19 protein-coding genes and 1 riboswitch are annotated in these 22504 nt (G+C 74.8%); of the genes, 3 read left to right on the top strand and 16 right to left on the bottom strand.

Going from position 1 to position 22504, the window contains the following annotated elements; all coding sequences use genetic code 11:
* Positions 1 to 21: 21 nt before the first annotated feature.
* The 4 genes from IE271_RS26010 to IE271_RS25995 all read right to left on the bottom strand — a co-directional run bounded on the left by IE271_RS26010 (position 22) and on the right by IE271_RS25995 (position 4416).
* Positions 22 to 1320, bottom strand: coding sequence for a bifunctional 3,4-dihydroxy-2-butanone-4-phosphate synthase/GTP cyclohydrolase II (locus tag IE271_RS26010; protein WP_190192863.1), 1299 nt, complete (start codon positions 1318 to 1320; stop codon positions 22 to 24).
* On the bottom strand, positions 1317 to 1961 hold the full coding sequence (locus IE271_RS26005) for a nicotinamide mononucleotide transporter family protein (protein WP_190192862.1): 645 nt from the start codon (positions 1959 to 1961) through the stop codon (positions 1317 to 1319). Before IE271_RS26005 ends, IE271_RS26010 begins: the two co-directional genes overlap by 4 nt.
* Positions 1958 to 2560, bottom strand: coding sequence for a riboflavin synthase (locus tag IE271_RS26000; protein WP_190192861.1), 603 nt, complete (start codon positions 2558 to 2560; stop codon positions 1958 to 1960). The genes IE271_RS26005 and IE271_RS26000 overlap by 4 nt, the downstream gene beginning before the upstream one ends.
* A 149-nt stretch (positions 2561 to 2709) precedes the next feature.
* Positions 2710 to 2840: riboswitch (FMN riboswitch) on the bottom strand.
* Between the two features lie 352 nt (positions 2841 to 3192).
* Positions 3193 to 4416 (bottom strand): ROK family transcriptional regulator, encoded by a 1224-nt coding sequence (locus IE271_RS25995; protein ID WP_190192860.1) that lies wholly within the window; start codon positions 4414 to 4416, stop codon positions 3193 to 3195.
* Positions 4417 to 4552: 136 nt separating this feature from the next.
* Between IE271_RS25995 and IE271_RS25990 the strand changes: the two genes are divergently transcribed.
* Positions 4553 to 5767 (top strand): MFS transporter, encoded by a 1215-nt coding sequence (locus IE271_RS25990; RefSeq protein ID WP_190192859.1) that lies wholly within the window; start codon positions 4553 to 4555, stop codon positions 5765 to 5767.
* On the opposite strand, the gene IE271_RS25985 is transcribed toward IE271_RS25990, so the two are convergent.
* A complete protein-coding gene (locus IE271_RS25985; RefSeq protein ID WP_190192858.1) occupies positions 5733 to 6185 on the bottom strand; it encodes an acyl-CoA thioesterase in 453 nt (150 codons plus the stop codon). The two genes, IE271_RS25990 and IE271_RS25985, sit on opposite strands and share 35 nt — an antisense overlap.
* Before the next feature lie 239 nt (positions 6186 to 6424).
* Here IE271_RS25985 and IE271_RS25980 point away from each other — a divergent pair, with 239 nt between their 5' ends.
* Positions 6425 to 7840 (top strand): uracil-xanthine permease family protein, encoded by a 1416-nt coding sequence (locus IE271_RS25980; protein ID WP_190192857.1) that lies wholly within the window; start codon positions 6425 to 6427, stop codon positions 7838 to 7840.
* 42 nt (positions 7841 to 7882) lie between these two features.
* Here the strand turns inward: IE271_RS25980 and IE271_RS25975 are convergent, their stop codons facing one another.
* On the bottom strand, positions 7883 to 9010 hold the full coding sequence (locus IE271_RS25975) for a glycoside hydrolase family 6 protein (protein ID WP_190192856.1): 1128 nt from the start codon (positions 9008 to 9010) through the stop codon (positions 7883 to 7885).
* A 269-nt stretch (positions 9011 to 9279) separates the two neighbouring features.
* Between IE271_RS25975 and IE271_RS25970 the strand changes: the two genes are divergently transcribed.
* Positions 9280 to 9993, top strand: a complete 714-nt coding sequence (locus tag IE271_RS25970; RefSeq protein ID WP_190192855.1) for a DUF5995 family protein — start codon at positions 9280 to 9282, stop codon at positions 9991 to 9993.
* A 117-nt stretch (positions 9994 to 10110) separates the two neighbouring features.
* On the opposite strand, the gene IE271_RS25965 is transcribed toward IE271_RS25970, so the two are convergent.
* The 10 genes from IE271_RS25965 to fmt form a co-directional block, all read right to left on the bottom strand.
* Positions 10111 to 11808 carry a flavin monoamine oxidase family protein gene (locus IE271_RS25965; protein ID WP_190192854.1) on the bottom strand — a complete coding sequence of 566 codons (1698 nt, stop codon included), beginning with the start codon at positions 11806 to 11808 and terminating at the stop codon, positions 10111 to 10113.
* Positions 11809 to 11864: 56 nt separating this feature from the next.
* On the bottom strand, positions 11865 to 12653 hold the full coding sequence (locus IE271_RS25960) for a carbon-nitrogen hydrolase family protein (RefSeq protein WP_190192853.1): 789 nt from the start codon (positions 12651 to 12653) through the stop codon (positions 11865 to 11867).
* Positions 12654 to 12957: 304 nt separating this feature from the next.
* Positions 12958 to 14190 (bottom strand): MFS transporter, encoded by a 1233-nt coding sequence (locus IE271_RS25955; protein WP_190192852.1) that lies wholly within the window; start codon positions 14188 to 14190, stop codon positions 12958 to 12960.
* A gap of 228 nt (positions 14191 to 14418) precedes the next feature.
* Entirely contained in the window at positions 14419 to 14871 is a 453-nt protein-coding gene (locus IE271_RS25950) for an Lrp/AsnC family transcriptional regulator (protein WP_190192851.1), read from the bottom strand.
* A gap of 481 nt (positions 14872 to 15352) precedes the next feature.
* A complete protein-coding gene (locus tag IE271_RS25945) occupies positions 15353 to 16795 on the bottom strand; it encodes a GuaB1 family IMP dehydrogenase-related protein (RefSeq protein ID WP_190192850.1) in 1443 nt (480 codons plus the stop codon).
* 108 nt (positions 16796 to 16903) lie between these two features.
* Positions 16904 to 17257 carry a barstar family protein gene (locus tag IE271_RS25940; protein ID WP_190192849.1) on the bottom strand — a complete coding sequence of 118 codons (354 nt, stop codon included), beginning with the start codon at positions 17255 to 17257 and terminating at the stop codon, positions 16904 to 16906.
* A 377-nt stretch (positions 17258 to 17634) separates the two neighbouring features.
* Positions 17635 to 18678, bottom strand: a complete 1044-nt coding sequence (locus tag IE271_RS25935; protein ID WP_190192848.1) for a sugar-binding transcriptional regulator — start codon at positions 18676 to 18678, stop codon at positions 17635 to 17637.
* A gap of 78 nt (positions 18679 to 18756) precedes the next feature.
* Positions 18757 to 19443 (bottom strand): ribulose-phosphate 3-epimerase, encoded by a 687-nt coding sequence (rpe, locus tag IE271_RS25930; protein WP_190192847.1) that lies wholly within the window; start codon positions 19441 to 19443, stop codon positions 18757 to 18759.
* Positions 19444 to 19805: 362 nt separating this feature from the next.
* Positions 19806 to 21236, bottom strand: coding sequence for an RsmB/NOP family class I SAM-dependent RNA methyltransferase (locus IE271_RS25925; RefSeq protein WP_190192846.1), 1431 nt, complete (start codon positions 21234 to 21236; stop codon positions 19806 to 19808).
* Positions 21237 to 21367: 131 nt separating this feature from the next.
* Positions 21368 to 22306 (bottom strand): methionyl-tRNA formyltransferase, encoded by a 939-nt coding sequence (gene fmt / locus IE271_RS25920; protein WP_190192845.1) that lies wholly within the window; start codon positions 22304 to 22306, stop codon positions 21368 to 21370.
* Between the last annotated feature and the right edge of the window lie 198 nt (positions 22307 to 22504).

Here is a 22504-nt window from a genome sequence, read left to right as displayed (position 1 = left end):
TTCGGGTGTGCTCGCCCGTCGCTACTGGTTGCCGCAGGCGGACACGGCCGACGCGTCCAGCCACGGCAGGTCGTGCCCCATCCGGTCGCGCTTGGTGCGCAGGTACCGGAGGTTGTGCTCCCCCGCCTGGACGGGCATCGGCTCGCGGCCGACGACCCTCAGGCCGTGCCGGGCGAGCGCGTCGGTCTTGTCGGGGTTGTTGGTCATCACCCGTACGCCGCGCACGCCGAGGTCCTCCAGGATCCGCGCGCCGGCCGCGTAGTCGCGGGCGTCGGCGGGCAGTCCCAGTTCGAGGTTGGCGTCGAGCGTGTCGCGGCCGCGCTCCTGCAGTTCGTAGGCGCGCAGCTTGGACATCAGGCCGATGCCCCGGCCCTCGTGGCCGCGCAGGTAGACCACGACGCCGCGGCCCTCGGCCTGGATGCGGCGCAGGGAGGTCTCCAGCTGGGGGCCGCAGTCGCAGCGCAGCGAGTGGAGGACGTCCCCGGTCAGGCACTCGGAGTGGACGCGGACCAGGACGTCCTCGCCGTCGCCGAGGTCGCCGTGGACGAGGGCGACGTGCTCGACGCCGTCGACCGTGGAGCGGTAGCCGTACGCGGTGAAGTCGCCGAAGGCGGTGGGCAGGTGGACCTCCGCCTCGCGGCGGACGGTGGGCTCGGCGGTCCTGCGGTAGGCGATCAGGTCCTCGATGGAGATGATCGTCAGGCCGTGCTTGCGGGCGAACGGGACCAGCTCGGGCAGCCGCAGCATCCGGCCGTCCTCGCCCGCGATCTCGACGATCGCGCCGGCCGGGCGCAGGCCCGCGAGGCGGGCCAGGTCCACGGCGGCCTCGGTGTGGCCGTTGCGGGCGAGCACGCCGCCGGACCGGGCGCGCAGCGGGAAGACGTGGCCGGGGCGCACGAAGTCGATCGGCCCCGCGGCGCCCCCGGCGAGCAGCCGCAGGGTGGTGGCGCGGTCGGCGGCGGAGATGCCGGTGGTCACGCCGTGCGCGGCGGTCGCGTCCACGGAGACGGTGAACGCCGTCTTCATGGACTCCTCGTTGTCCTGCACCATCTGCGGCAGCCGCAGCCGGTCCAGCTCCTCGCCCTCCATGGGGGCGCAGATCAGGCCGCGGCACTCGCTCATCATGAAGGCGACGATCTCGGGGGTCGCCTTCTCGGCGGCGAGGACGAGGTCGCCCTCGTTCTCCCGGTCCTCGTCGTCGACCACCACGACGGGGCGGCCCGCCGCGATGTCGGAGATCGCCCGCTCGACCGGGTCGAGCGCGAAGTCGGAGGCGTCCTCCTCATGACCGGTGCTGTACCAGACGGGTGTCGCGGTCATGCCGGGGCTCCTTTCAGGAGAGGCCGCGTGTTCCGGCGGGAGCGCAGCCACCAGTCGCGCAGGCCCCACAGGACGAGCGCGCCGTAGACGACGTAGACGAAGCCGGAGAAGGCGAAGCCGTTGGCGAAGTTGAGGGGCACGCCGACCAGGTCGACCAGGAGCCAGGCGAACCAGAACTCGACCATGCCGCGCGCCTGCGCGTACATGGCGACGATCGTGCCGACGAAGACGTACGCGTCCGGCCAGGGGTCCCAGGACAGCGCCGGGTAGGCGGTGAACAGGCCGCCGACCGCGAGGGTGCCGGCGACGGCGCCGGCGACGAGGTACGCGCGCTCGCGCCAGGTGGCGAAGCGGACGGCGATGCCGCCGTCCTGCGCCTGGCCTCTGCCGCGGTTCCACTGCCACCAGCCGTACCCGGCGACGACCATGACGACGATCTGCTTGCCGGCGCTGCCGGACAGGTGCGCGGTGGCGAAGGCGGCGAAGAGGACGACGCCGGAGAGGAACTGGACGGGCCAGCTCCAGATGGAGCGCCGCCAGCCGAAGGCCAGACCGATCAGGCCGATCACGTTGCCGATCATGTCCGACCACTTGATGTGCTGGTCGAGAAGGACGAACGCCTCGGAATTGAGCCAGTTCACTTGCCTGCCTCCTGCCCCGCGAGCAGCCGCTCGACGTACTTGGCGATGATGTCGACCTCGAGGTTGACAAGATCGCCGCTCTGCTTGTTCCCGAGCGTGGTCAGGGCGAGCGTGGTGGGGATGAGGCTGACGGTGAAGGAGTCCGCGGCCGCCTCGACGACGGTGAGGCTGATGCCGTCGACCGTGACGGAGCCCTTCTCGACCACGTACCGGGACAGGTCCTGGGGCAGCGAGATCCGCACGATCTCCCAGTGCTCGGAGGGGACGCGCTCGACGATGCGGCCGGTGCCGTCCACGTGGCCCTGCACGATGTGGCCGCCGAGGCGGGCGCCGACGGCCGTGGGCCGTTCGAGGTTGACGCGGGAGCCGACGGCGAGCGCGCCGAGGCTGGAGCGGTTCAGCGTCTCGGCCATCACGTCGGCGGTGAACTCGTCGCCCTCGTGCTCGACGACGGTGAGACAGACGCCGTTGACCGCGATGGAGTCGCCGTGCCGGGCGCCCTCGGTGACGACGGGGCCGCGCAGCCGGAAACGGGAGGCGTCGCCGAGATTCTCGACGGCGGTGACCTCACCCAGCTCTTCGACGATTCCGGTGAACACTTCCCGGGTCCTCCTGCCTCGTTCGGGCACGGACTCCGGGGCTGTCGACGAGCGACACTTCGAACGGGCGCCGCGACACCGGATACGACCCCGTACGTACTCGTCCCCTCGGACGAGCCGGTACGGCGGGTGCTTCGATGCCTGGCCCGCCGCGCACTGCCTCCCATCCGGACTTTAACCGTCGGTCCAGGAATTTCACCTGGTCAACCGGCCACTGGATGCGGCCGGGTCGCGGACTGTAACCGCCGGTTCGGAATTTCACCGACCCCGGAGTGCGCTGCTTCTCTCGCCCACCAGTCTGCCACGCACGATCGACTCGGAAGCGGGCCGCGCCTGTGGAGTGGCTCACAGGTGCCGTACACCCACTTGCCCGGCCGCCCGGTCGCTGCTCAACTCCCCTCGGGGCCACTGCCGTTGACGCCGCCGTCCCCTTGACCCCTGTGGTCTAGTCCATTTATGGTCTGCGCAGCTTCCTCCGCGACCGGGGCGCCGCAGCCCCACCGCGAACGGCCCGGCGGCGGTGACGAAGGCCCTTGCCCCGCCGCCGGGTCCCCGTCGCACCGCCGCGCCGGCGCGTCCGCCCCGCCCGCAGGGCCCCGGCGGACCGGGGACGGCGGCCCGCGGGGCCCCGCTCAGCGCTCCGCGGGCGCGAAGAGGTCGTCCTGGGCGCCGTCCCGCGCCGTCAGGAGCGCGCCGCGCAGCACCGCCCCGCCGCCCAGGCTGCCGGCCCGCACCTCGGTGGGCAGCGGCGACATACGGGCGAGCCGCTCCCGCACCCGGGAGGCCAGCGCGGCGCCGCCCGCCCGGCCGGTCTCCCCCGCCAGCACGACGCACCCGGGGTCCAGCACGGCGGCGACCGAGGCGGCCCCGAGCGCCACCCGGTCGGCCAGGGCGTCGAGGAAGCCGCCGGCGTCGGGCCCCGGTCCGCCGTCCGCGTCCGCGCGCTCCGCGCCGTCCGCCCCCGCCACCGCCTCCCGCACCAGGGCCGCGGCCCGCAGCTCGACGTCCGCGCCGGCGGGCGCCGTCAGGCCGTGCCGCACCGCCAGCTCCTCGACCGCCGCCGCGCCCGCGAGGGAGTGGAAGCCGCCGCCGCAGTCCGTCGCCGAGGGCAGGCCGCCGGTCCACGGCACCGGCAGGAAGCCCAGCTCGCCCGCGCCGCCGGAGGCGCCGCGGCGCAGGACGCCGTCGAGCATGACGGCGGCGCCGATGCCAAGGCCGAGCCAGACCAGGACGAAGGTGTCGCGGTCGCGGGCCGCGCCGTCGCGGTGCTCGGCGAGGGCGGCGAGGTTGGTCTCGTTCTCGACCAGGACGCGGGCCGGGAGCCGTTCCTGGAGGGCCGCGACCAGGCGGCGGTGCCAGGCGGGCAGGCCGGTGGAGTCGCGCAGTTCGCCGGTGGCCGGGTCGATCAGGCCGGGCGCGCCGACGCCGACGGTGTGCAGCGGCACGGCCCCGGCCTCCTTCGCCGCGCGCTCGACGAGCGCGACCGCCCGCTCCACGGCGGGTCCGGTGCCGGCGTCCTCCGCGACGGGCGCGGACGCCTCGGCGCGCACCCGGCCGAGCAGGTCGGCGACGACCACGGACACGCTCTCGGTGCGCACGTCGAGCGCGGCCAGGTGCGCGCGGCCCGCGACGATCCCGTACAGCCGGGCGTTGGGCCCGCGCCGCTCGGCCCCGGCCTCGCCCACCACCTCGATCAGTCCGGCGGCCGCGAGGCGGTCCACGAGGTCGGCGACGGTGGGCCGGGACAATCCGGTGAGCTGCTTCAACTGCCCCGCCGTGAGCGGGCCTTCCTGCTGCAGCAGCCTCAGGGCGAGCCGGTCGTTGATGGCCCGGGCGGTGCTGGGTGATGCGGGCATGCCGGGGATCCTCCCAGATCGGTGCGTGCCCGAAGCGGCCGGACGGCGGGATCGCGGCTATCTATCAGGCAGGGTTCCTGATAGTTTACGCGCCGGACTGTGCACATCAGGACGAGCGCGCCGGAGGGGACGGGGAATGAGTGAAGTGACGTACGACCGGAGCGAGGTGCGCCGCGCCCGGTACGCCGTGGCCACGGTCTTCGCGGTGCACGGCGCCGTCACCGGCTCCTTCGCCACCCGTGTGCCCTGGATCCAGGAGCACGCCGGGGTCAGCGCGGGCCAGCTCGGCCTGGCGCTGGCGTTCCCGGCCCTCGGCGCCTCCCTGGCGATGCCGCTGGCGGGCCGGATCAGCCACCGCTTCGGCGCCCGCACGGCGCTGCGCGGCCTGCTCGCCCTGTGGACGCTCGCGCTCACGCTGCCGTCGCTGGCGCCGAACCTGCTCACGCTCTGCGCGGCCCTGTTCGTGTACGGGGCGACGGCCGGCATGTCGGACGTGGCGATGAACGCGCTGGGCGTCGAGGTCGAGAACCGCCTGCAGAAGTCGATCATGTCCGGGCTGCACGGCATGTGGAGCGTGGGCGCCCTGACCGGCTCGGCGGCCGGCACCCTCGCCGCGCACCTGGGTGCGGACGCGCGCCTGCACCACCTGCTCGCGGCGGCCGTCCTGACCGTCGCCGGCTTCGCGGCGTGCCGGTGGGTGCTGGACCTGCGGGCCGCCCAGGACGAGGAGGCGCCGCCGCGGTTCGCGCTGCCGCCGAAGTCCGCGCTGCTGATCGGCGCGGTCGGGTTCTGCGCGGTGTTCGCCGAGGGCGCGAGCCTGGACTGGTCGGCGGTGTACCTGCGCGACGTCCTGGACACCTCCGCCGGGGCGGCGGCGGCCTCCACCACGGGCTTCACCCTCACCATGGCGCTCGCCCGGATCGCGGGCGACGCGGTGATCGACCGCTTCGGCGCGGTGCGCACCGTGCGCGTCAGCGGCGTCCTGGCCACGCTCGGCGGAGTGCTCGTCGTGGCGGCCGGGAACCCGGTCGTGGCGATGTGCGGCTTCGCGCTGCTGGGCCTGGGCATCGCGGTGGTCGTGCCGCTGGCCTTCGCCGCGGCGGGCCGCAGCGGCCCCAACCCCTCGCAGGCCATCGCGGGCGTCGCCACCATCACCTACACCTCGGGCCTGGTCGCCCCGTCCGCGATCGGCACGCTGGCGCAGGCGACGAGCCTGGTGGTGTCCTTCACGCTGGTGACGGTGCTGGCGAGCGCGCTCGTGGCGTTCGCCGGGGTGCTGCGGACCGGTCCCCGCAAGGGGAAGGCGGCGGTCAGCCCTACGGACGCAGCAGTTCCCGGCCCAAGGCCCTGAACCGCTCGCTCCACGGCGCGGGGCGCAGTGTCGCCGCGTCCAGCCGGACGAGCACCCGGGTGCCGTGCGCGTACGTCACGGCCCCGTCGGCCGAGCAGAACCGGAAGCCGTAGGTCAGGCCGGTGGTGCCGAGCCGCTCCAGCCACAGGTGCACCGCGTACTCGCCGGCGGTCGTGACCGGCACGTCGTAGGTCACCCGCAGCTCCTTGACCGCGTTGCAGGCGTCGCCCGCGGCCTCCCAGTCGCCGGTGAAGCCGAAGCCGCTCTCCTGCCACAGGGCGCCCCAGGCGCGCTCGACGAGGACGGGGTAGCGGGCGTTGTGCAGTAGTCCGAGGGCGTCCAGGTCGTCGAAGTGGACGGTGACGGGGACCAGCCGCCCGTACGGCGGGGCGGGGGCGGTCGGGGCTTCGGCGGTCACGGCGCTACTCCTGGACGTACGGGATGCATGCTTAATGCAACGACTTGCCGCTCAATCCTAGGCACCCGCCCGGAGCGGGACGTGCGGCGGGCTCCCGCCCGAAGGGGCCGGGCGGGCCACGCCGACGGGTGGCGGTTTTCGGCCGGCCTTACCATGACGCTGATCTTCTGGCACGACACACACGGCTCCGGGACCCCCGCCGCGGCACCCGCCCGGAGCACGAGGAAAGCGACTCTCACATGGATCTCGGCGTGCGCTGGAAACTGCACGGCGACGGACGCAACCCGGCCCCCGGGGCGGTGGTCCGCCCCGACGAGCGGCTCAGCTGGCCGCGGACGATCGGGCTCGGCGCGCAGCACGTCGTGGCGATGTTCGGCGCGTCGTTCGTGGCGCCGGTCCTGATGGGGCTCGACCCGAATCTCGCGATCATGATGTCGGGCGTCGCGACCATGGTGTTCCTGCTGGCCACCCGCGGCCGGGTGCCCAGCTACCTGGGCTGCTCCCTCTCCTTCGTGGGCGTCGCCGCGGTCATCCGCGCCCAGGGCGGCACCAGCGCCACCGTGACCGGCGCCGTCCTCGTCGTGGGCGCCGCGCTGTTCCTGGTGGGCCTGGCCGTGCAGCGGTTCGGGGCGCGGATCATCCACGCCGCCATGCCGCCGGTCGTCACCGGCGCGGTCGTCATGCTCATCGGCTTCAACCTCGCGCCGGTGACCGCCTCCACCTACTGGCCGCAGGACCAGTGGACGGCGCTGCTGGTGATGCTGTTCACCGGTCTGGCCGTGGTGTGCCTGCGCGGCTTCTGGTCCCGCGTCGCGATCTTCCTCGGCCTCGTCTTCGGCTACGTCCTCTCCTGGCTGTCCGACCAGGTCTTCGGGAAGATCCACTCCGCGGACCCGAGCGGCGAGGTCACCGACCACTGGCGCCTGGACCTGTCGGGCGTGGGCAGCGCCGACTGGATCGGGCTGCCGGACTTCCACGCACCGTCGTTCCAGTGGTCGGCGGTCCTGGTGGCGCTGCCCGTGGTGATCGCGCTGATCGCGGAGAACGCCGGGCACGTCAAGGCCGTCGGCGAGATGACCGGCGACCCGCTCGACGACAAGCTGGGCACGGCGATCTCCGCGGACGGCGTCGGCTCGGTGCTCTCCACCGCCGTCGGCGGCCCGCCCACCACCACGTACTCCGAGAACATCGGCGTCATGGCCGCGACCCGCGTCTACTCGACGGCCGCGTACTGGGCGGCCGCGTGCTTCGCCCTCCTCTTCGGCCTGTGCCCGAAGTTCGGCGCGGTCGTGGCCGCGATCCCCGGCGGCGTCCTCGGCGGCATCACCGTCATCCTGTACGGCATGATCGGCCTGCTCGGCGCGCAGATCTGGCTCAACGCGGGCGTGGACCTGCGCAACCCGCTGAACCTGGTGCCGGCCGCCGCGGGCATCATCATCGGCGTCGGCAACGTCTCCCTGACCTTCACCGACACCTTCTCGCTGAGCGGTATCGCCCTCGGCACCCTCGTCGTCATCACCGGCTACCACGCGCTGCGCGCGCTCGCCCCGGCCCACCTGAAGAACCAGGAGCCGCTGCTGGACGAGGGCACCTCCTCGTACGACGCGGCGTCCGCCGGGAGGGCCGGGGAGCCGGGGGGACCCGGGAAGCCCTGAGAACCCCGGGAGCCGGGAAGCCCGCAGGCGCGCAGGACCGGGTCAGCGCGCCAGGTCGTAGGCGTAGTCGGCGCTGAAGGTGCCGGGCTCGCCCCGGCAGCCGTCCGACTCCCCCGGCAGCTTGACCCACAGGTAGGCGTCGATCCGGGCCTCGCCGGTCCGCAGGGTCGGCGCCCGCCCCAGGCTCCGGCCCGCAGGGTCGCACCACGCGCCGTCGGCGGGCGCCCCGCTGCCGTTCCGGCTGGTGTCGATCACCGCGCCCAGACCCGCGGGTCCGCCGAGCGCGTCCAGCACCCGCCGGTCGTAGGCGATCTCGGCCTCCGTGCGGTGGAAGTTGGAGACGTTGCTGAAGATCCCGTCGGAGGACGCGGGCGAGGCGGCGCCCGCCTGCCGGAGCAGCCGTGCCTGCTGCTCGGGGGAGTTCCAGGCGGAGTGGCCGGCGTCGTGGTAGACGCGGGCCCTGGGATCGGCCTCCTTCAGGACGCGCCCGGCGCGGGCCAGGGAGGCGAAGCGGTCGGCGCGCTCGCCGTCCGGGAGGCAGTCGGACTGGGCGATCGCGTCGGGCTCCAGGATCACGATCACCTCGCCGGAGCCCAGGCCGCCGGCGAACGCGTCGATCCACGCGTCGTACGCGCCGAGGTCGGCGGCACCGCCCTCGGAGGCCCCGCCGCAGTCCCGCCCCGGGACGGCGTACGCCACGACGGTCGGCACCCGGCCCTGCGCGGCCGCGGCCGAAGTGACCGCGCGGACCTGCGAGGCGACGGCCGAGGGCGAGGGGTCGGTGAACCAGACCGCCGCCGGGTGGGCGGCGATCCGGGACTCGACGACTCTGCGCCGGGGGTCGCCCGGGTGGGCCCGCACCCAGTCCAGGACCTGCGAGTCGGCGTGGCGGTACAGCGCGCCGGACGCGGGCGCGGGCGCGGCGCCGGGGCTCCCGGTGGCCTTCGTCCCGGCCGGGGAGGGCGTCGGCGCCGCCTTCGTCCCGGACGGCGAGGGCGCGGCGGACGCCGTGGCGGGCCGCGTCTTCGGCGCGGACGGCGCCGGCGCCGGCTCCAGCAGGGGCGAACGCGTCACCTCGGGCCGGGCCTCGTCGCCGTGCGGGCGGTCGACGGCGGACAGTGTCCCCGCCGCGGTACCGGCCACGACCACGGCGGAGGCGACGGCGACCATGAGCCCGCGCCGGTCGCCACGTCCGCGGCGGCCGCGCCGGACACCGCCCGTACCGCCCGCACGCCCGACGCCATCCGCGGGCCGGGCGGCACCGCCGCTCTCCGCACGGCGTGCGGCGTTCCGGCCGTCCTCTCGGCGCGGCGCCGATCCCCGGGCCCGTTCGCCTGACACCTGTCGCTCCCCCTCCTCCGGCGGGCGGGGTCCCCCGTTCTGGGGAAGCCTCCGGCCCGGCGGCACGCGGGTCAGCGTAGGACTGGGACGCTGCCCCCATGGTGCGGTGGGAAGGTTCCGGGGACGTCGCGGATGTCACAGCTCCCGTCCGCGGGATCGACGCGGTGCTGGCGCGGATGCGCGCGCTGGGCGCCGGCTGGCCCGAGCGGGACGGCGTCGCGGTCTTCAACCGCGTGTATCTGACCGTCACCGAGGAGGTCGACCGACAGGTCGACACGGGCCGCTTCCCCGACGCCCACGCGGCGATCACGCTCGACGTCCGCTTCGCCGGGCGCTACCTGGCGGCCGCCGACGCGGTGGCCGCCGGGGGCCGCCCGCCCGCGAGCTGGCGGCCGCTGTTCCAGTTCCGCCGGCACCCCGGCGTACGTCCGCTGCAGTTCGCGCTCGCGGGCATCAACGCGCACATCGGGCACGATCTGGCGCTCGCGGTCGTGGACGCCTGTCGTACGCTCGGCTGCGAACCGGCGTCCCTGGAGGACGAGTTCGACCGCGTGGGCGAGATCCTCACCGCGCTGGAGGAGCGCGTCCGCGAGGAGCTGATGCCGGGCCCCGACCTCCTCCAGGTCGCCGATCCGCTCATCCACCTCGCCGGCTCGTGGAGCCTGGAGCGGGCCCGCGACGCCGCCTGGTGCGCGGCCCGCGCGCTGTGGGCGCTGCGCGACCTGCCCGGACTGGCCGGCGAGTTCGCCGACCGCATGGACGCGGCGGCCGGCTGCGCGGGACGCCTGCTGCTCACCCCGCTGCCGGACTGACCCGGCGGCGCCGCCGCGCCACCGCACCACCGCACCACCGCGCCGGGTCCGCACCCGCACCCGGCCGCCCGGCACCGGTCGCCCCGGCCGGTCCGGTCCCCGTCGCCCCGGCCGGGCTCAGTCCTCCGGCAGTTCCACCGGCGCGATCTCGTCGTAGACGTCGCCGGGGCCGGGGTTGGACGGGTCGGTCGCCCCGCCGAAGTGGCGCATCACGCCCCACACGGCGTTGAGTGCGGTCTGCACGGCGCCCTCGGCCCAGCCGGCCGTCCAGGAGATGTCGTCGCCCGCGAGGAAGACGCCGCGCTGGTCGGCGGGCAGCCGGTCCTGCACGAAGTGCGTGAACAGGCGCCGCTGGTAGCGGTAGTGGCCGGGCAGGTTGGCCTTGAACGCGCCCATGAAGTAGGGCTCGTTCTCCCAGGAGACGGTCACCGGGTTGCCGATGATGTGCTTCCTGATGTCGACCTTGGGATAGATCTCCGACAGCGACTTGAGCATGACCTCCATGCGCTCGTGCGCGCTGAGCGGCAGCCACTTCAGGCTGTCGTCGCACCAGGTGTAGGAGAGGCAGATGACGGCGGGCCGGTCCGGGCCGTCGTCCAGCAGGTACGTGCCGCGCGTCATGCGGTCCGTCAGCGTCATCGACATGACGTCCCGGCCCGTCTCCTCGTCCCGGTCCCGCCAGAACGGCCGGTCGACCGGCACGAACAGCTTGCTGGACTCCATGTAGTGGGTGCGCTCGATCGCCGTCCAGTGGTCGATCGGGAAGAGCGAGTCGTCGCAATCGATCTTCGACAGGAGCATCCAGGACTGGGCGGTGAAGACCACCGCCCGGTACGTGCGGATGTCGCCGGCCGCGTCGGTCACGGTGATCCGGTCGCCCGCGGTGCGGTGCAGCCGGGTCACGGCGGGCCGGGGGGCGCCGCCCTCGTGCAGCGAGGCGAGCGACGTCCCGTACGGCCAGTGCACGGTCTTCTCCGGCTCGCGCTCCCAGAGCCGCAGCGGCAGCTGCTGCGAGCCGCCGACGATGCCGCGGTGGTGGTCGTCGGCCTCGGTGTAGACGACGCGCAGGATCTCCAGGATGGAGTTGGGGAAGTCGGTGTCCCAGCCGCCGGTGCCGAAGCCGACCTGCCCGAAGATCTCCCGGTGCCGGAAGGACCGGAAGGCCGGCGAGTCGCAGAGGAAGCCGTAGAAGGTCTGGTTGTCCAGCCTCTCCACGAGCCGGGACCAGATCTCCCGGATGCGCGGCACGTCGCGCGTCCGCAGCGCGCGGTTCATGGCGGAGAAGTCGGCGCCCTCCTCCAGGCAGGCGGCCCAGGCGTCGGCCACGTCGCGGTAGACCTGCGGCAGGTCGTCGAGCGTGCGCGCGTAGTGCGTCTCGCCCTTGAGGTCGACGACGGTCGAGGGCGTGGCGGGCGAGAGCGGGTTGGGGAACGGCCGGGTCTCCAGGCCCACCAGGTCGATGTAGTGCTGGAGCGCCGTGGAGGACGGCGGGAAGCGCATGGCACCCATCTCGGCGGTGAGCGAGGGGTCGCAGCCGTCGAAGCCGACCGTGCGCAGCCGGCCGCCGATCCGGTCGGCCTCGTACACGACGGGCTTCAGGCCCATCTTCATCAGCTCGTACGCGGTCACGATCCCGGACAGGCCGCCGCCGATCACGGCGACCTCGCCGCCGTGCTCGGTGGCGGGGACCTGGCCGAGGCCGGCCGGGTGCGCGAGGTAGTCGTCGTACGCGTAGGGGAAGTCCGGGCCGAACATGGTGATCGGCGGCTGCTGCCCGTCGGTGTGCTCGACGGCGTTGGGCACCGTGGACGTCATGGGGTGCGGACTCCTTGCACGGAGGGGCGAGAGGGAGGTGCGGGTGCGGGCCGGGCTCAGGCCAGGGAGCCGTACAGGCCGGGGCGGCGGTCGCGCAGATAGGGGTTGGCCTCGCGCGAGGCGGCCAGCAGGGCGGGGTCGACGTCGGCGAGGAGCAGTTCCTCGCCGCGCCCCGCCCGGGCGCGTGCGGTGCCGTCGGGACCGGCCACGGTGGAGAGCCCGACGAAGTCGAACTCCCCCTCCGCGCCGGTGCGGTTGGCGTACGCGACGTACATCTGGTTCTCGAAGGCGCGCACCGGGACGACGGACTCCGCGACGAACTGGAACGGGTGCATCTGCGCGGTCGGCACCAGCAGCAGGTCCGTGCCGGCGAGCGCGTGGGCGCGGACGTTCTCCGGGAACTCCACGTCGTAGCAGATCATCAGCCCGACGCGCAGGCCGCCGAGGTCGGCCTGGACGACGCTCCGGTCGCCCGGGGTGAACCACCGCGCCTCGAAGGCGCCGTACAGGTGCGTCTTGCGGTAGTCGGCGAGCCGGGCTCCGTCGGCGGAGATCAGCTGGGCCGCGTTGAACACCCCGTCCTGCGTGCGCTCCGGGTAGCCGTGGGCGACCGCGACGCCGTGCCGCGCGGCGATCTCGGCGACGGCGTCGGCGGCGTCCCCGTCGGCGGGTTCGGCGAGCCGGTGCACGTCCGCGCCGATCGCGTACCCGGTCAGGAACATCTCCGGCGTCACCAGCAGCCCGGCGCCCGCGGCGGCGGCGCGGGCCGCGGCCTCGTCGAGCACCTCGAGGTTCCCGGCGACGGATCCGGGCCGGCCGGAGCTCTGGAGCAGGGCGATGCGCATGCGGGGTCCTCGACGGTGACGGAGAAAAGGCGAAGGGGGAGGCCGCGGCCGAGAGGACGGGACGCGGCGGCCGAGCGGCCGCTGTAGACGGTACGGCCGTCGGTCGCGGCCGGACAAGGCGCAGCCGTTGCGTGTGAGCAGGCGATTCGTTGCGTGTGCGGGGGGTCGTACGGCGATCCGTTGCGCGTCCTCCGGGCACGCCGCCCGCTGGTCGCGTCGCCTGCCGGACGGCCCCGCCCGCCGGTCGGCGGGGCGGGGCCGTCCGGCAGGCACCCCGCCCCGCCGACCGCGGAGAGGTGCCCTCTCAGGCGCCGCGGCGCCCCCTTCCCGCCGGCCGTCCGGCCACCAGCAGCAGCGCCGTCACCAGGTACGGCACCGCGAACAACGCGAAGGCGGTGCCGTGCGGCACGGCCGACGCGGTCACCGCGTACGCCCCGTACACGGCGACGGTGGCCAGGTCGGTGCCCACGCCGGCCACCGAGGTGAGCGTGGCGCGGCCCGTGCCCTCGATGCGGCGCTGCAGCCGCGCGTCGGCCAGCACGCTCGCCAGCTGGAAGCCGCCGAAGGCGAGGGCCACCAGCGCGACGGCGGCCGGTGTCCCCGCGGCCGCGCCCGCCGCCAGGGCCAGGGCGGATCCCGCGAGCAGCCCGGCGAGCCCGGCGCCGCCGAGCCGCTCCCCCGCGCCGGAGAGCAGACCGCCGGCCGTGGTCCCCGCCGAGACGAGCAGCAGCAGCCAGGGAACGGTGCCGTCGGCGACGCCGGTGTCGCGCGCCAGCAGCGGCGTGTACTCGTCCAGCGCGCCCCACACGGCGGTGACGGCCGGGACGAGCAGCAGCGCGCCGCGCACGGACCGGTCGGCGCGGGCCTCGGCGAGACCGGACCGCAGGGCGACGCCCCAGCCGGCGCCTCCGTTCCCTTCCCCTCCTCCCTCCTCATCCCTGGTGCGGTGTTCGGGGAAGCGGGCGGCCACCGCCGCGGTCAGCAGGCAGGTCAGGACGCTGGCCAGTCCGACGGCTCCGTAGCCGCCGAGGGCGAGCGCCGGGCCGGCCAGCCCCATGGCCGCCATGACGCCCGCCAGTCCGGCGGCCCGGGCGCGGCCCATGACGCGCGCGTAGCGGCCGGCGGCGCCGAGCCGGTCGAGCTCGTCGTGCACCAGCGCCTCCAGCGCGCCGGAGCCGAGGGCCCCGTGGACGCCCCAGAGCACGAAGCCGGCGGCGAACGCCCCGTAGGAGGGGAGCAGCGTCCACAGGGCGAAGCCGGCCGCGCCCAGCAGCGGCCCGAGCCACAGCAGCAGGCGGCGGGAGACGGCGTCGGCCCAGGCGCCGGACGGGATCTCGACGAGGACGCCGGTCAGCGACCACAGGGCGAAGAGCGAGGAGATCTGGTGGAGGGAGAGACCGGTGTCGGCGAACAGCAGCGCGTACACCGGGTAGAGCAGGACGAGGTCGTTCAGGAACGTGTAGCCGTACAGCGTGGCCGTCAGCCGCCGGACGCCGGCGGCGGGCACACGCGCGGCGCGCGTGGATGAGCAGGTCATGAGGCCTTCCCGCGGGGACGGTTCGGACGCCGGGGGTACGGCGTCCGAGGCGGCCCTCGGGAGGCGCGGCTGCTGGATCAATGTCGCCGGTTCATGCCGCTGATGGTAGACGGTTCCGCCCGTCGCGCCCAGCGGACAGAGCCTCCGGCGGCTCCCCCTCCCCTTCCCCCTCCCCGGGCGCGCCGTCGCACGGCCGGGCGGTTCCCCTTGCGCGGGGACCCCGGCGGATTACGCGGGGGACCCCGACGAAAACCTCCGCAGCAGCGGCGAGAGCACCAGCACCGACTTGGTGCGCTCCACGAACGGCTCCCCCGCGATCTGCTCCAGGACCCGCTCGAAGTGCCGCATGTCGGAGGCGAGGACCTGGACGACGGCGTCGGCGTCGCCGGTGACGGTGGAGGCGGCGACGACCTCCTGGTAGCGCTCCAGACCGCGCTGGATGGTCTCGGGCGAGGTGTTGCCGCGGCAGTAGATCTCGACGAACCCCTCGGTGTGCCAGCCGAGCGCCGCCGGGTCGACCCGTACGGTGAACCCCGTGATGGCCCCGGTGGCGCGCAGCCGGTCCACGCGCCGTTTCACGGCGGGCGCGGACAGGCCGACGAGGTGGCCGATGTCGGCGTAGGAGCGGCGGGCGTCCTCGGCGAGGGCGTGCACGATGCGTTCGTCGAGATCGTTCAGCAAGGCGGGTGGTTCACTTCTCTGCGATGACATCGGTGGGGGCGGCGCCGGCGGCGACCGGCCGGCCGGGAGCGGCGGTGGCCGCAGCTGAAGTAGAACACGGGCCCGGTGGCCGTCCGGACACCGAGGACCACCCGGGTCACCGCCGGGAGGCCGCACGTCGTCCGGGCTCAGGGGCCGAAGCCGGCCGCGGGCGACAGCGGCACCCGGAAGGCGCGCTCCGCCGCACCCCCACCAGGGCCGCGCGCCCACGGCGACGGCGGAGCGGACGGGGGTGCGGGACTCCCGGGGTGCGCCGCGGTCGGGCACGCACCGGCTCCTTGTCGCTGCCCGTCGGACGGCGGGACCGGCCCACGGCCGCATCCCGCCGGCTCCGCGCCCGCCGTCCCGCCGCACGGCGGCCGCGGTCGCCGTCGCGGTGGACGCGCGACCGGCCGCCACTGCGACGGCCGCGACGCCGCGACCGGCCGCCGTGCGGTGCGGGCTAGCTCCAGCTGGCGTGCAGCGGCTTGCCCTCCGCGTAGCCGGCCGCGCTCTGGACGCCCACGATCGCCTTCTCGGCGAACTCCTCCAGGGAGGCCGCGCCCGCGTAGGTGCAGGAGGAGCGGACGCCCGCGATGATCGAGTCGATCAGGTCCTCGACGCCCGGGCGCTCCGGGTCGAGGAACATCCGCGAGGTGGAGATGCCCTCCTCGAAGAGCGCCTTGCGGGCCCGGTCGTACGCCGACTCCTCGCTGGTGCGGTTGCGGACGGCGCGCGCGGAGGCCATGCCGAACGACTCCTTGTAGAGCCGCCCGCTCGCGTCCTGCTGGAGGTCGCCCGGCGACTCGTACGTACCCGCGAACCAGGAGCCGATCATGACGTTGGACGCGCCCGCGGCCAGCGCCATCGCGACGTCGCGGGGGTGGCGGACACCGCCGTCGGCCCACACGTGCTTGCCGTACTTCTTCGCCTCGGCGGCGCACTCCAGCACGGCCGAGAACTGCGGCCGGCCCACGCCCGTCATCATGCGGGTGGTGCACATGGCGCCGGGTCCGACGCCGACCTTGATGATGTCCGCGCCCGCCTCGATCAGGTCGCGCACGCCCTCGGCGGCGACGATGTTGCCCGCCACGATCGGGACCTGCGGGTCCAGCGCGCGGACCGCCTTGATCGCGGTGATCATCGACTCCTGGTGGCCGTGCGCGGTGTCCACGACGAGCGTGTCCACGCCGGCGTCGAGGAGCTGCTTGGCCTTGCCCGCCACGTCGCCGTTGATGCCGACGGCGGCGGCGATGCGGAGCTTGCCGTTCGCGTCGGTGGCGGGGGTGTAGAGGGTGGCGCGCAGGGCGCCCTTGCGGGTGAGGATGCCCGCGAGACGGCCCTCCCGGTCGACGGCCGGGGCGTAACGGCGGTTGGCGGCGTCGAGCCGGTCGAACGCCTCGCCGGGCTCGATGTCCGCGTCGAGCAGCAGCAGGTCCCTGGACATGACCTCGGACAGCTGCGTGAAGCGGTCGACGCCGGTCAGGTCCCGGTCGGTGACGACGCCGACGGGGCGGTCGTCCTCGTCGACGACCACACCGGCGTTGTGCGCCCGCTTGGGCAGCAGCGCCAGCGCGTCGGCGACGGTCTGGTGCGGGGCCAGCACGATCGGGGTGTCCAGCACGTGGTGGCGCCCCTTGACCCAGCCGATGACGTCGGTGACGACCTCGATCGGGATGTCCTGGGGAATGACGACGAGCCCGCCCCGGCGGGCGACGGTCTCCGCCATGCGGCGGCCCGCGATGGCGGTCATGTTGGCGACGACCAGCGGGATGGTGGTGCCCGTACCGTCCGGGGAGGTGAGGTCCACGCCCTGCCGGGAGCCGACCGCGGAGCGGCTGGGGACCATGAAGACGTCGTCGTACGTCAGGTCGTACGGGGGGCGGATGTCATTGAGGAAACGCACGTGCTGCACATCCCAGTCGATCAGAGGTGGCCCCCGGACAGGTCAGCCAGGGGGAAAGAGCACGTACTTCATTCTCCCACGCCCCGTGCGCACGGCGGGCCGGGACGATCATCCAGGGATGCCGCCGGGCCCCTGGTGCGATCCTCCGAGGGCGAGCATCACGGACAGGACGGGCATGCGGTCGACCGCCTCGGAGAACACCTCCTGCGCGGTCCGCCACTCCTCGGGCCGGGCCCCTGCGTACGCCTGCCAGCCCGTCACGACCAGGAGCAGCCCCTTCTCCGCGGCCGCGGCCGGCCAGACGGAGAGGTCGGTGAGGCTGTCGGCGAGGGCGTCCCAGGTGCGGCCGAACCAGTCCGGCAGCTCCAGGGCCCGCGCGCAGCGCTCCATCAGGCCCGCCCTGTCCGTGACCCCGTCGAGGTCCAGCTCGACCACGAGCCGGCCCGCCAGGTCGTCCGTCATCTCAGTACCGCCTCGAACGTCTCGTAGTGATCAGTGACCGGTGACGTGGTACGTCTCCCCGCTCCGGCCCGGCGCAGTCGTCCGTCGCGGTCGTCCGGCGGGATCAGGCACGGCCGGTGCGGGCGGTGCAGTGCGGCCGGTGCGCCCGGCACGGTTGTACCGTGCCGGGCGCACCGGGGACCTCGGCGTGGTCGTGGTCACCGCGGGACGTGCGCCCGCCCGGCGCGGTGGCCGGGGTGCGCGGGCCGGCCCGCCGCGGCACGTGGACCCGAACCCGTCGGCGTGGCGCAGGTCTTCGTGCCGTACTACGCGGCGCGGCACCGTCGGGCGCCGCAGGGCGGCGTCGCGACGGCCGTCCCGCTGCCCGGCGGAACCCTTCAGGGCCCGTCCGGGTCCGCCCGGTCGAGGGCCGGACGCGGGGCCGCCCCCGCCGCCATCAGGGCGTCCGCCGCCGACGTGTCCGTCACCAGGCTGGTGACGAGCCCGGAGCGCAGCACCGCGTCGATCGCGGCGGCCTTGCGCTGCCCGCCCGCGATCGCCACGACCTCCGGGACCCGGCGCAACTGGTCCGCCTTGACGGTGATGCACCGCTCCCCCAGGTCGCGCCCGACCCGGCGCCCCTCCCCGTCGAAGAGGTGCGCGGACATCTCCGCCGCCACGCCGAGCGACGCGTAGTGCGCGCGCTCCTCGTCGCTGAGCATGTCGTGCACCGTCGAGATCCCGGCCTCCCAGGAGCCGATGGACACGCAGGCCACGGTCACCTTGTCGAAGTACTCGAAGGCGCGGGCGATGCCCGTCTGGTGGCGCAGCGCGGCCGCCGTGGCCGCGTCGGGCAGCAGCATCGGCGCGTAGATCGGGTGCGCGTCCCCGCCGGAGACCTGCGCCGCGCGGCGGACCGCCTCGACGGAGCCGCGCTCGGCGGTCCCCGCGTCGTACACGCCGGTCAGCTGCACCACCGTGCACGGCGGCAGCCGGTCGAGGGCCGCCGCCATGTGGATGGTGGAGCGGCCCCAGGCCAGCCCCAGCACGTCGCCCTCGGTGACCAGTTCGCCGAGCAGGTCGGCGGCCACCTCGCCGAGGTTCTCCGGGTCGGGCGACTCCTCCGCGTCGGCCGGCGACTCGACCACGACGGCGTGCCGCAGGCCGTAGCGGGCGCGCAGCGCGTCGGAGCGCTCGGCGTCCAGCTCGGCCGGTACGCGGATCTCGATCCGCACCAGATCCCGTTCGAGGGCGGTCTCCAGGACCCGGGCCACCTTGAAGCGGCTGACGCCGAACTCCTCCGCGATCTGGATCTTGGATTTGCCCTCGAGGTAGAAACGGCGGGCCATGGCCGCCGCCTGCACCAGCTCAGCGGGTCCCATCCGCATGGCTGACCGGCCCGCCGACATACCCGACACGGCCATCTCCTCACTGCTGTTCACACTCTGGATACGCCGTTCATCCTTGCAGATCCGGCGAATTCGATCAGCCCCGATGGGCGGCGTTCACGTCGTCTTGGCTCAGTGGCCGCACGCCCACGTCGCGCCGGACGTCGCGGCCTGCGCACGGTTGCGCAGCGCACGTACCGCCTCGGCCGGGTCGGACGCCCCGTAGACGGCCGAGCCGGCGACGAAGACGTCGGCCCCCGCGTCGGCGCAGCGCTCGATGGTCTCGGCCGAAACCCCGCCGTCGACCTGGAGCCAGAGGTCGAGCCCGTGCTTGCCGATCAGCTCCCGGGTGCGGCGGATCTTGGGCAGCATGATGTCGAGGAACGCCTGGCCGCCGAAGCCCGGTTCGACGGTCATGACCAGCAGCATGTCCAGCTCGGGCAGCAGGTCCTCGTACGGCTCGATCGGCGTCGCGGGCTTGAGCGCCATCGAGGCGCGGGCGCCCTTCGCCCGGATCTCGCGGGCCAGCCGCACCGGGGCGGCGGCCGCCTCGGCGTGGAAGGTGACGGAACCGGCACCCGCCTCGACGTACCGAGGTGCCCACCGGTCGGGGTCCTCGATCATCAGATGGCAGTCCAGCGGCGTGTCCGTCGCGCGCGCCAGGCTCTCCACGACCGGCACACCGAGCGTGAGGTTCGGGACGAAGTGGTTGTCCATGACGTCGACGTGGAGCCAGTCGGCTCCCTCGACCGCCTTCGCCTCCTCGGCGAGACGGGCGAAGTCGGCGGACAGGATGCTGGGGTTGATCTGCACGGCCATGCCCCAAGCCTGCCATGTCCGGGCCCGGTCGCACGCGTCGGTACCGGCCCGGGAGCCCTGCTCCGAGGCGCTTCCGCCGGTCCCGGCCGGCTCCCGTGCGCCGCCACGGGACCGGGCCGCGGCCGGGCGCCGGCCCCGTGTCCGCGCGGCGCGATCGCGGAACCCGAGGCCGTACTCACGTGATCGCACGGCCGCCGCATCCAGCAGCGCCACGGACTCCGCGGCGCCTCCGACCACAGTCATGACCTGGACGTATGACGTGATGTCGGCTGTCGGCCCCGGAGCCCGCCGCTTCCCGGACGGCCGCCGAACGGGTCCGCGCCGGGCGCGGGACCCCGTCCCCGTGGCCCCGGACGGCGATGTCAGGAGGTGCGGCGGATCAGCGCCAGGTACATCGCGTCGGTGCCGTGCAGGTGCGGCCACAGCTGGACGTCGGGCCCCTCGCCGAGCGCCGGCACGTCCGGCAGCAGCGGGCGGGCGTCGAGGAGTTCGGCCGAGCCGCCGTACTGCTTGAGCACGTCGTCGACGACCGCGCGGGTCTCCGCGAGGTGCGGCGAGCAGGTGGCGTAGCCGACGACGCCGCCGACCCGCACCGAGTCCAGCGCCGTGCGCAGCAGGGCGCGCTGCAGCGGCGCGAAGCCCTCCAGGTCCTCGGGGCGGCGGCGCCAGCGCGCCTCGGGGCGGCGGCGCAGCGCGCCGAGTCCCGTGCACGGCACGTCCATCAGCACGCGGTCGAAGGTCCCCGGCCGCCACGGCGGGCGCGTGCCGTCGGCCGCGATCACCTGGTACGGGCCGGGGTTGCCGTCGAGCGCCCTGGCGACGAGGCCGGCCCGGTGGGGCTGCTTCTCGGAGGCGAGCAGCACCGCGCCGCGCTCGGCGGCGAGCCCGGCCAGCAGGGCCGCCTTGCCGCCGGGGCCCGCGCAGCCGTCGAGCCACGCCCGGTCGGGGCCGTCGAGGGGCGCGTCGGCGAGGGCCAGCGCGACGAGCTGGCTGCCCTCGTCCTGCACGCCGGCACGCCCCTCGCGCACGGCGTCCAGGGCGCCCGGCTCGCCGCCCTCGCTGAGCCGCACCGCGTACGGCGACCAGCGGCCCGGCAGCGCGGCGTCCTCCCCGAGCCCGTCGAGGAGCTCGTCGGCGGTCGTGCGGCCGGGGCGGGCGACCAGGGTGACCTCGGGCCGCTCGTTGTCGGCCTCCAGCAGGTCCTCGATCCCGGCGCGGCCGCCGCCGAGGGAGTCCCACAGCGCGGAGACGACCCAGCGCGGGTGGGAGTGCACGACGGCGAGGTGGTCCTCGGGGTCCTCGTCGTACGGCGGCGCCACCCGCTCCAGCCAGCCGTCCAGATCGTGCTGGGCGATCTTCCGCAGCACCGCGTTGACGAACTTGGCCCGGCCGTCGCCGAGCACCACCCGCGCCAGCTCGACGGTGGCGGACACGGCGGCGTGCGGGGGGATGCGGGTGCCGAGCAGCTGGTGGGCGCCGAGGCTCAGCACGTCCAGGACCGGCGGGTCGACCTCGCGCAGCGGCCGGTCCACGCACTCCGCGACGACCGCGTCGTACGTGCCCTGCCGGCGCAGCGTCCCGTACACCAGCTCCGTGGCCAGGGCCGCGTCCCGCGCGTCGAAGCCGTCCTTCTCGCGCGCCTTGCGCAGCAGCGGCGGCAGCACGAGGTTGGCGTACGCGTCCCGCTCGTCGACGGCCCGCAGCGCCTCGAAGGCGAGGATCCGCACGGGGTCCTTCTTGGGGCGTCGGTAGGGCTTGCCCTGACGGCGGGGACGGCGGGACTGCTCGTTCACGAAGAAGGTGCTCCGGATCCTGGATGGGTGGTGCATCCAGCCTACGACGCGCCGGAGGGCGGGAGCGGCACGGGAGCGGCACGTCAGGGGGACACGGCGTCGGCGCCGTGTCCCGTCCGCCCGTGCCCCGACTACGCCCCGACCGTCTCCCCGTCCGCGATGCGCACGCCCCGCGCCCAGTCGGCCGCGCGCATCGGCTTCTTGCCCTGGGCCTGCACCCAGAGCAGTTCCACGGGGTGCGAGCCGGTGCCGACGTGGACGCTGTTCTTGCCGACGGCCAGGGAGCCGGGGGCGAGGCCGAGGTCAGCGCGCTCGGGCGCGAGGGCGACCTGGACCAGCTTCAGCCGCTCCCCGCGGAAGAGGGTCCAGGCGCCGGGCGCGGGCGTGGCGCCCCGGACGACGCGGTCGACGCGCAGCGCCGGTGCCGACCAGTCCACCCGGACGTCCTCGACGTTGATCTTCGGGGCCAGGCTGACGCCGTCGGCGGGCTGCGGCACGGCCTTCAGGGTGCCGTCCTCGATGCCGTCCATGGTGGCCACGAGCAGCCCGGCTCCGGCGAGGGCGAGCCGGGTGAGCAGGTCGCCGCTGGTGTCCGTGGGGCGCACCGCCTCGGTGACGGTGCCGTAGACGGGCCCGGAGTCGAGCCCCTCCTCGATGAGGAAGGTGGAGGCGCCGGTGATCTCGTCGCCCGCCATGACCGCGTGCTGCACGGGGGCGGCGCCCCGCCACGCGGGCAGCAGCGAGAAGTGCAGGTTGACCCAGCCGTGCGCCGGGACGTCGAGCGCGACCCTGGGCAGCAGCGCGCCGTAGGCGACGACCGGGCAGCAGTCCGGGCCGATCTCCCTCAGCCGCTCCAGGAAGTCCTCGTCGCGCGGCCTGGCCGGCTTCAGCACCTCGATGCCCGCCTCCTCCGCCCGCTGGGCGACGGGGCTCGCGACCAGCCTCCGGCCGCGTCCCGCCGGGGCGTCGGGCCGGGTGACGACGGCGGCGACCTCGTGCCGCTCGGAGTCGATCAGGGCGTCCAGCGCGGGGACGGCGACCTCGGGGGTACCGGCGAAGACGAGCTTCATGGGTGGCTTCGGGCCTCTCGGGCAGGAGTTCGTGGCAGCGCACCAGTCTATGGGGCGGGCACGCGACGGGGCGTGCGGCGGTGCCGGACCCGGCCTCGCGCGGACCCGCCGCCGGCTCGCCTCCCCGCGCCGCGGGTCCGTGGCCGCCGCCGGCGCTCGCGGCGGGCCGCGAGCGCGCACCCCATCGCCGGGGGCGTA

This window comes from Streptomyces minutiscleroticus (assembly GCF_014650875.1).
Taxonomy (GTDB): domain Bacteria; phylum Actinomycetota; class Actinomycetes; order Streptomycetales; family Streptomycetaceae; genus Streptomyces; species Streptomyces minutiscleroticus.
This window is presented reverse-complemented; position numbering and strand designations above follow the sequence as displayed.

Coding starts and splice junctions, on each gene's coding strand:
- IE271_RS25995 (WP_190192860.1), bottom strand. CDS start 4,416: ATGCCCGCATCACCCAGCACCGCCCGGGCCATCAACGACCGGCTCGCC.
- IE271_RS25940 (WP_190192849.1), bottom strand. CDS start 17,257: ATGACGGACGACCTGGCGGGCCGGCTCGTGGTCGAGCTGGACCTCGAC.
- IE271_RS25965 (WP_190192854.1), bottom strand. CDS start 11,808: ATGACGTCCACGGTGCCCAACGCCGTCGAGCACACCGACGGGCAGCAG.
- rpe (WP_190192847.1), bottom strand. CDS start 19,443: ATGGCCGTGCAGATCAACCCCAGCATCCTGTCCGCCGACTTCGCCCGT.
- IE271_RS25980 (WP_190192857.1), top strand. CDS start 6,425: ATGGATCTCGGCGTGCGCTGGAAACTGCACGGCGACGGACGCAACCCG.
- fmt (WP_190192845.1), bottom strand. CDS start 22,306: ATGAAGCTCGTCTTCGCCGGTACCCCCGAGGTCGCCGTCCCCGCGCTG.
- IE271_RS25955 (WP_190192852.1), bottom strand. CDS start 14,190: ATGACCTGCTCATCCACGCGCGCCGCGCGTGTGCCCGCCGCCGGCGTC.
- IE271_RS25960 (WP_190192853.1), bottom strand. CDS start 12,653: ATGCGCATCGCCCTGCTCCAGAGCTCCGGCCGGCCCGGATCCGTCGCC.
- IE271_RS26010 (WP_190192863.1), bottom strand. CDS start 1,320: ATGACCGCGACACCCGTCTGGTACAGCACCGGTCATGAGGAGGACGCC.
- IE271_RS25970 (WP_190192855.1), top strand. CDS start 9,280: ATGGTGCGGTGGGAAGGTTCCGGGGACGTCGCGGATGTCACAGCTCCC.
- IE271_RS25990 (WP_190192859.1), top strand. CDS start 4,553: ATGAGTGAAGTGACGTACGACCGGAGCGAGGTGCGCCGCGCCCGGTAC.
- IE271_RS25975 (WP_190192856.1), bottom strand. CDS start 9,010: ATGGTCGCCGTCGCCTCCGCCGTGGTCGTGGCCGGTACCGCGGCGGGG.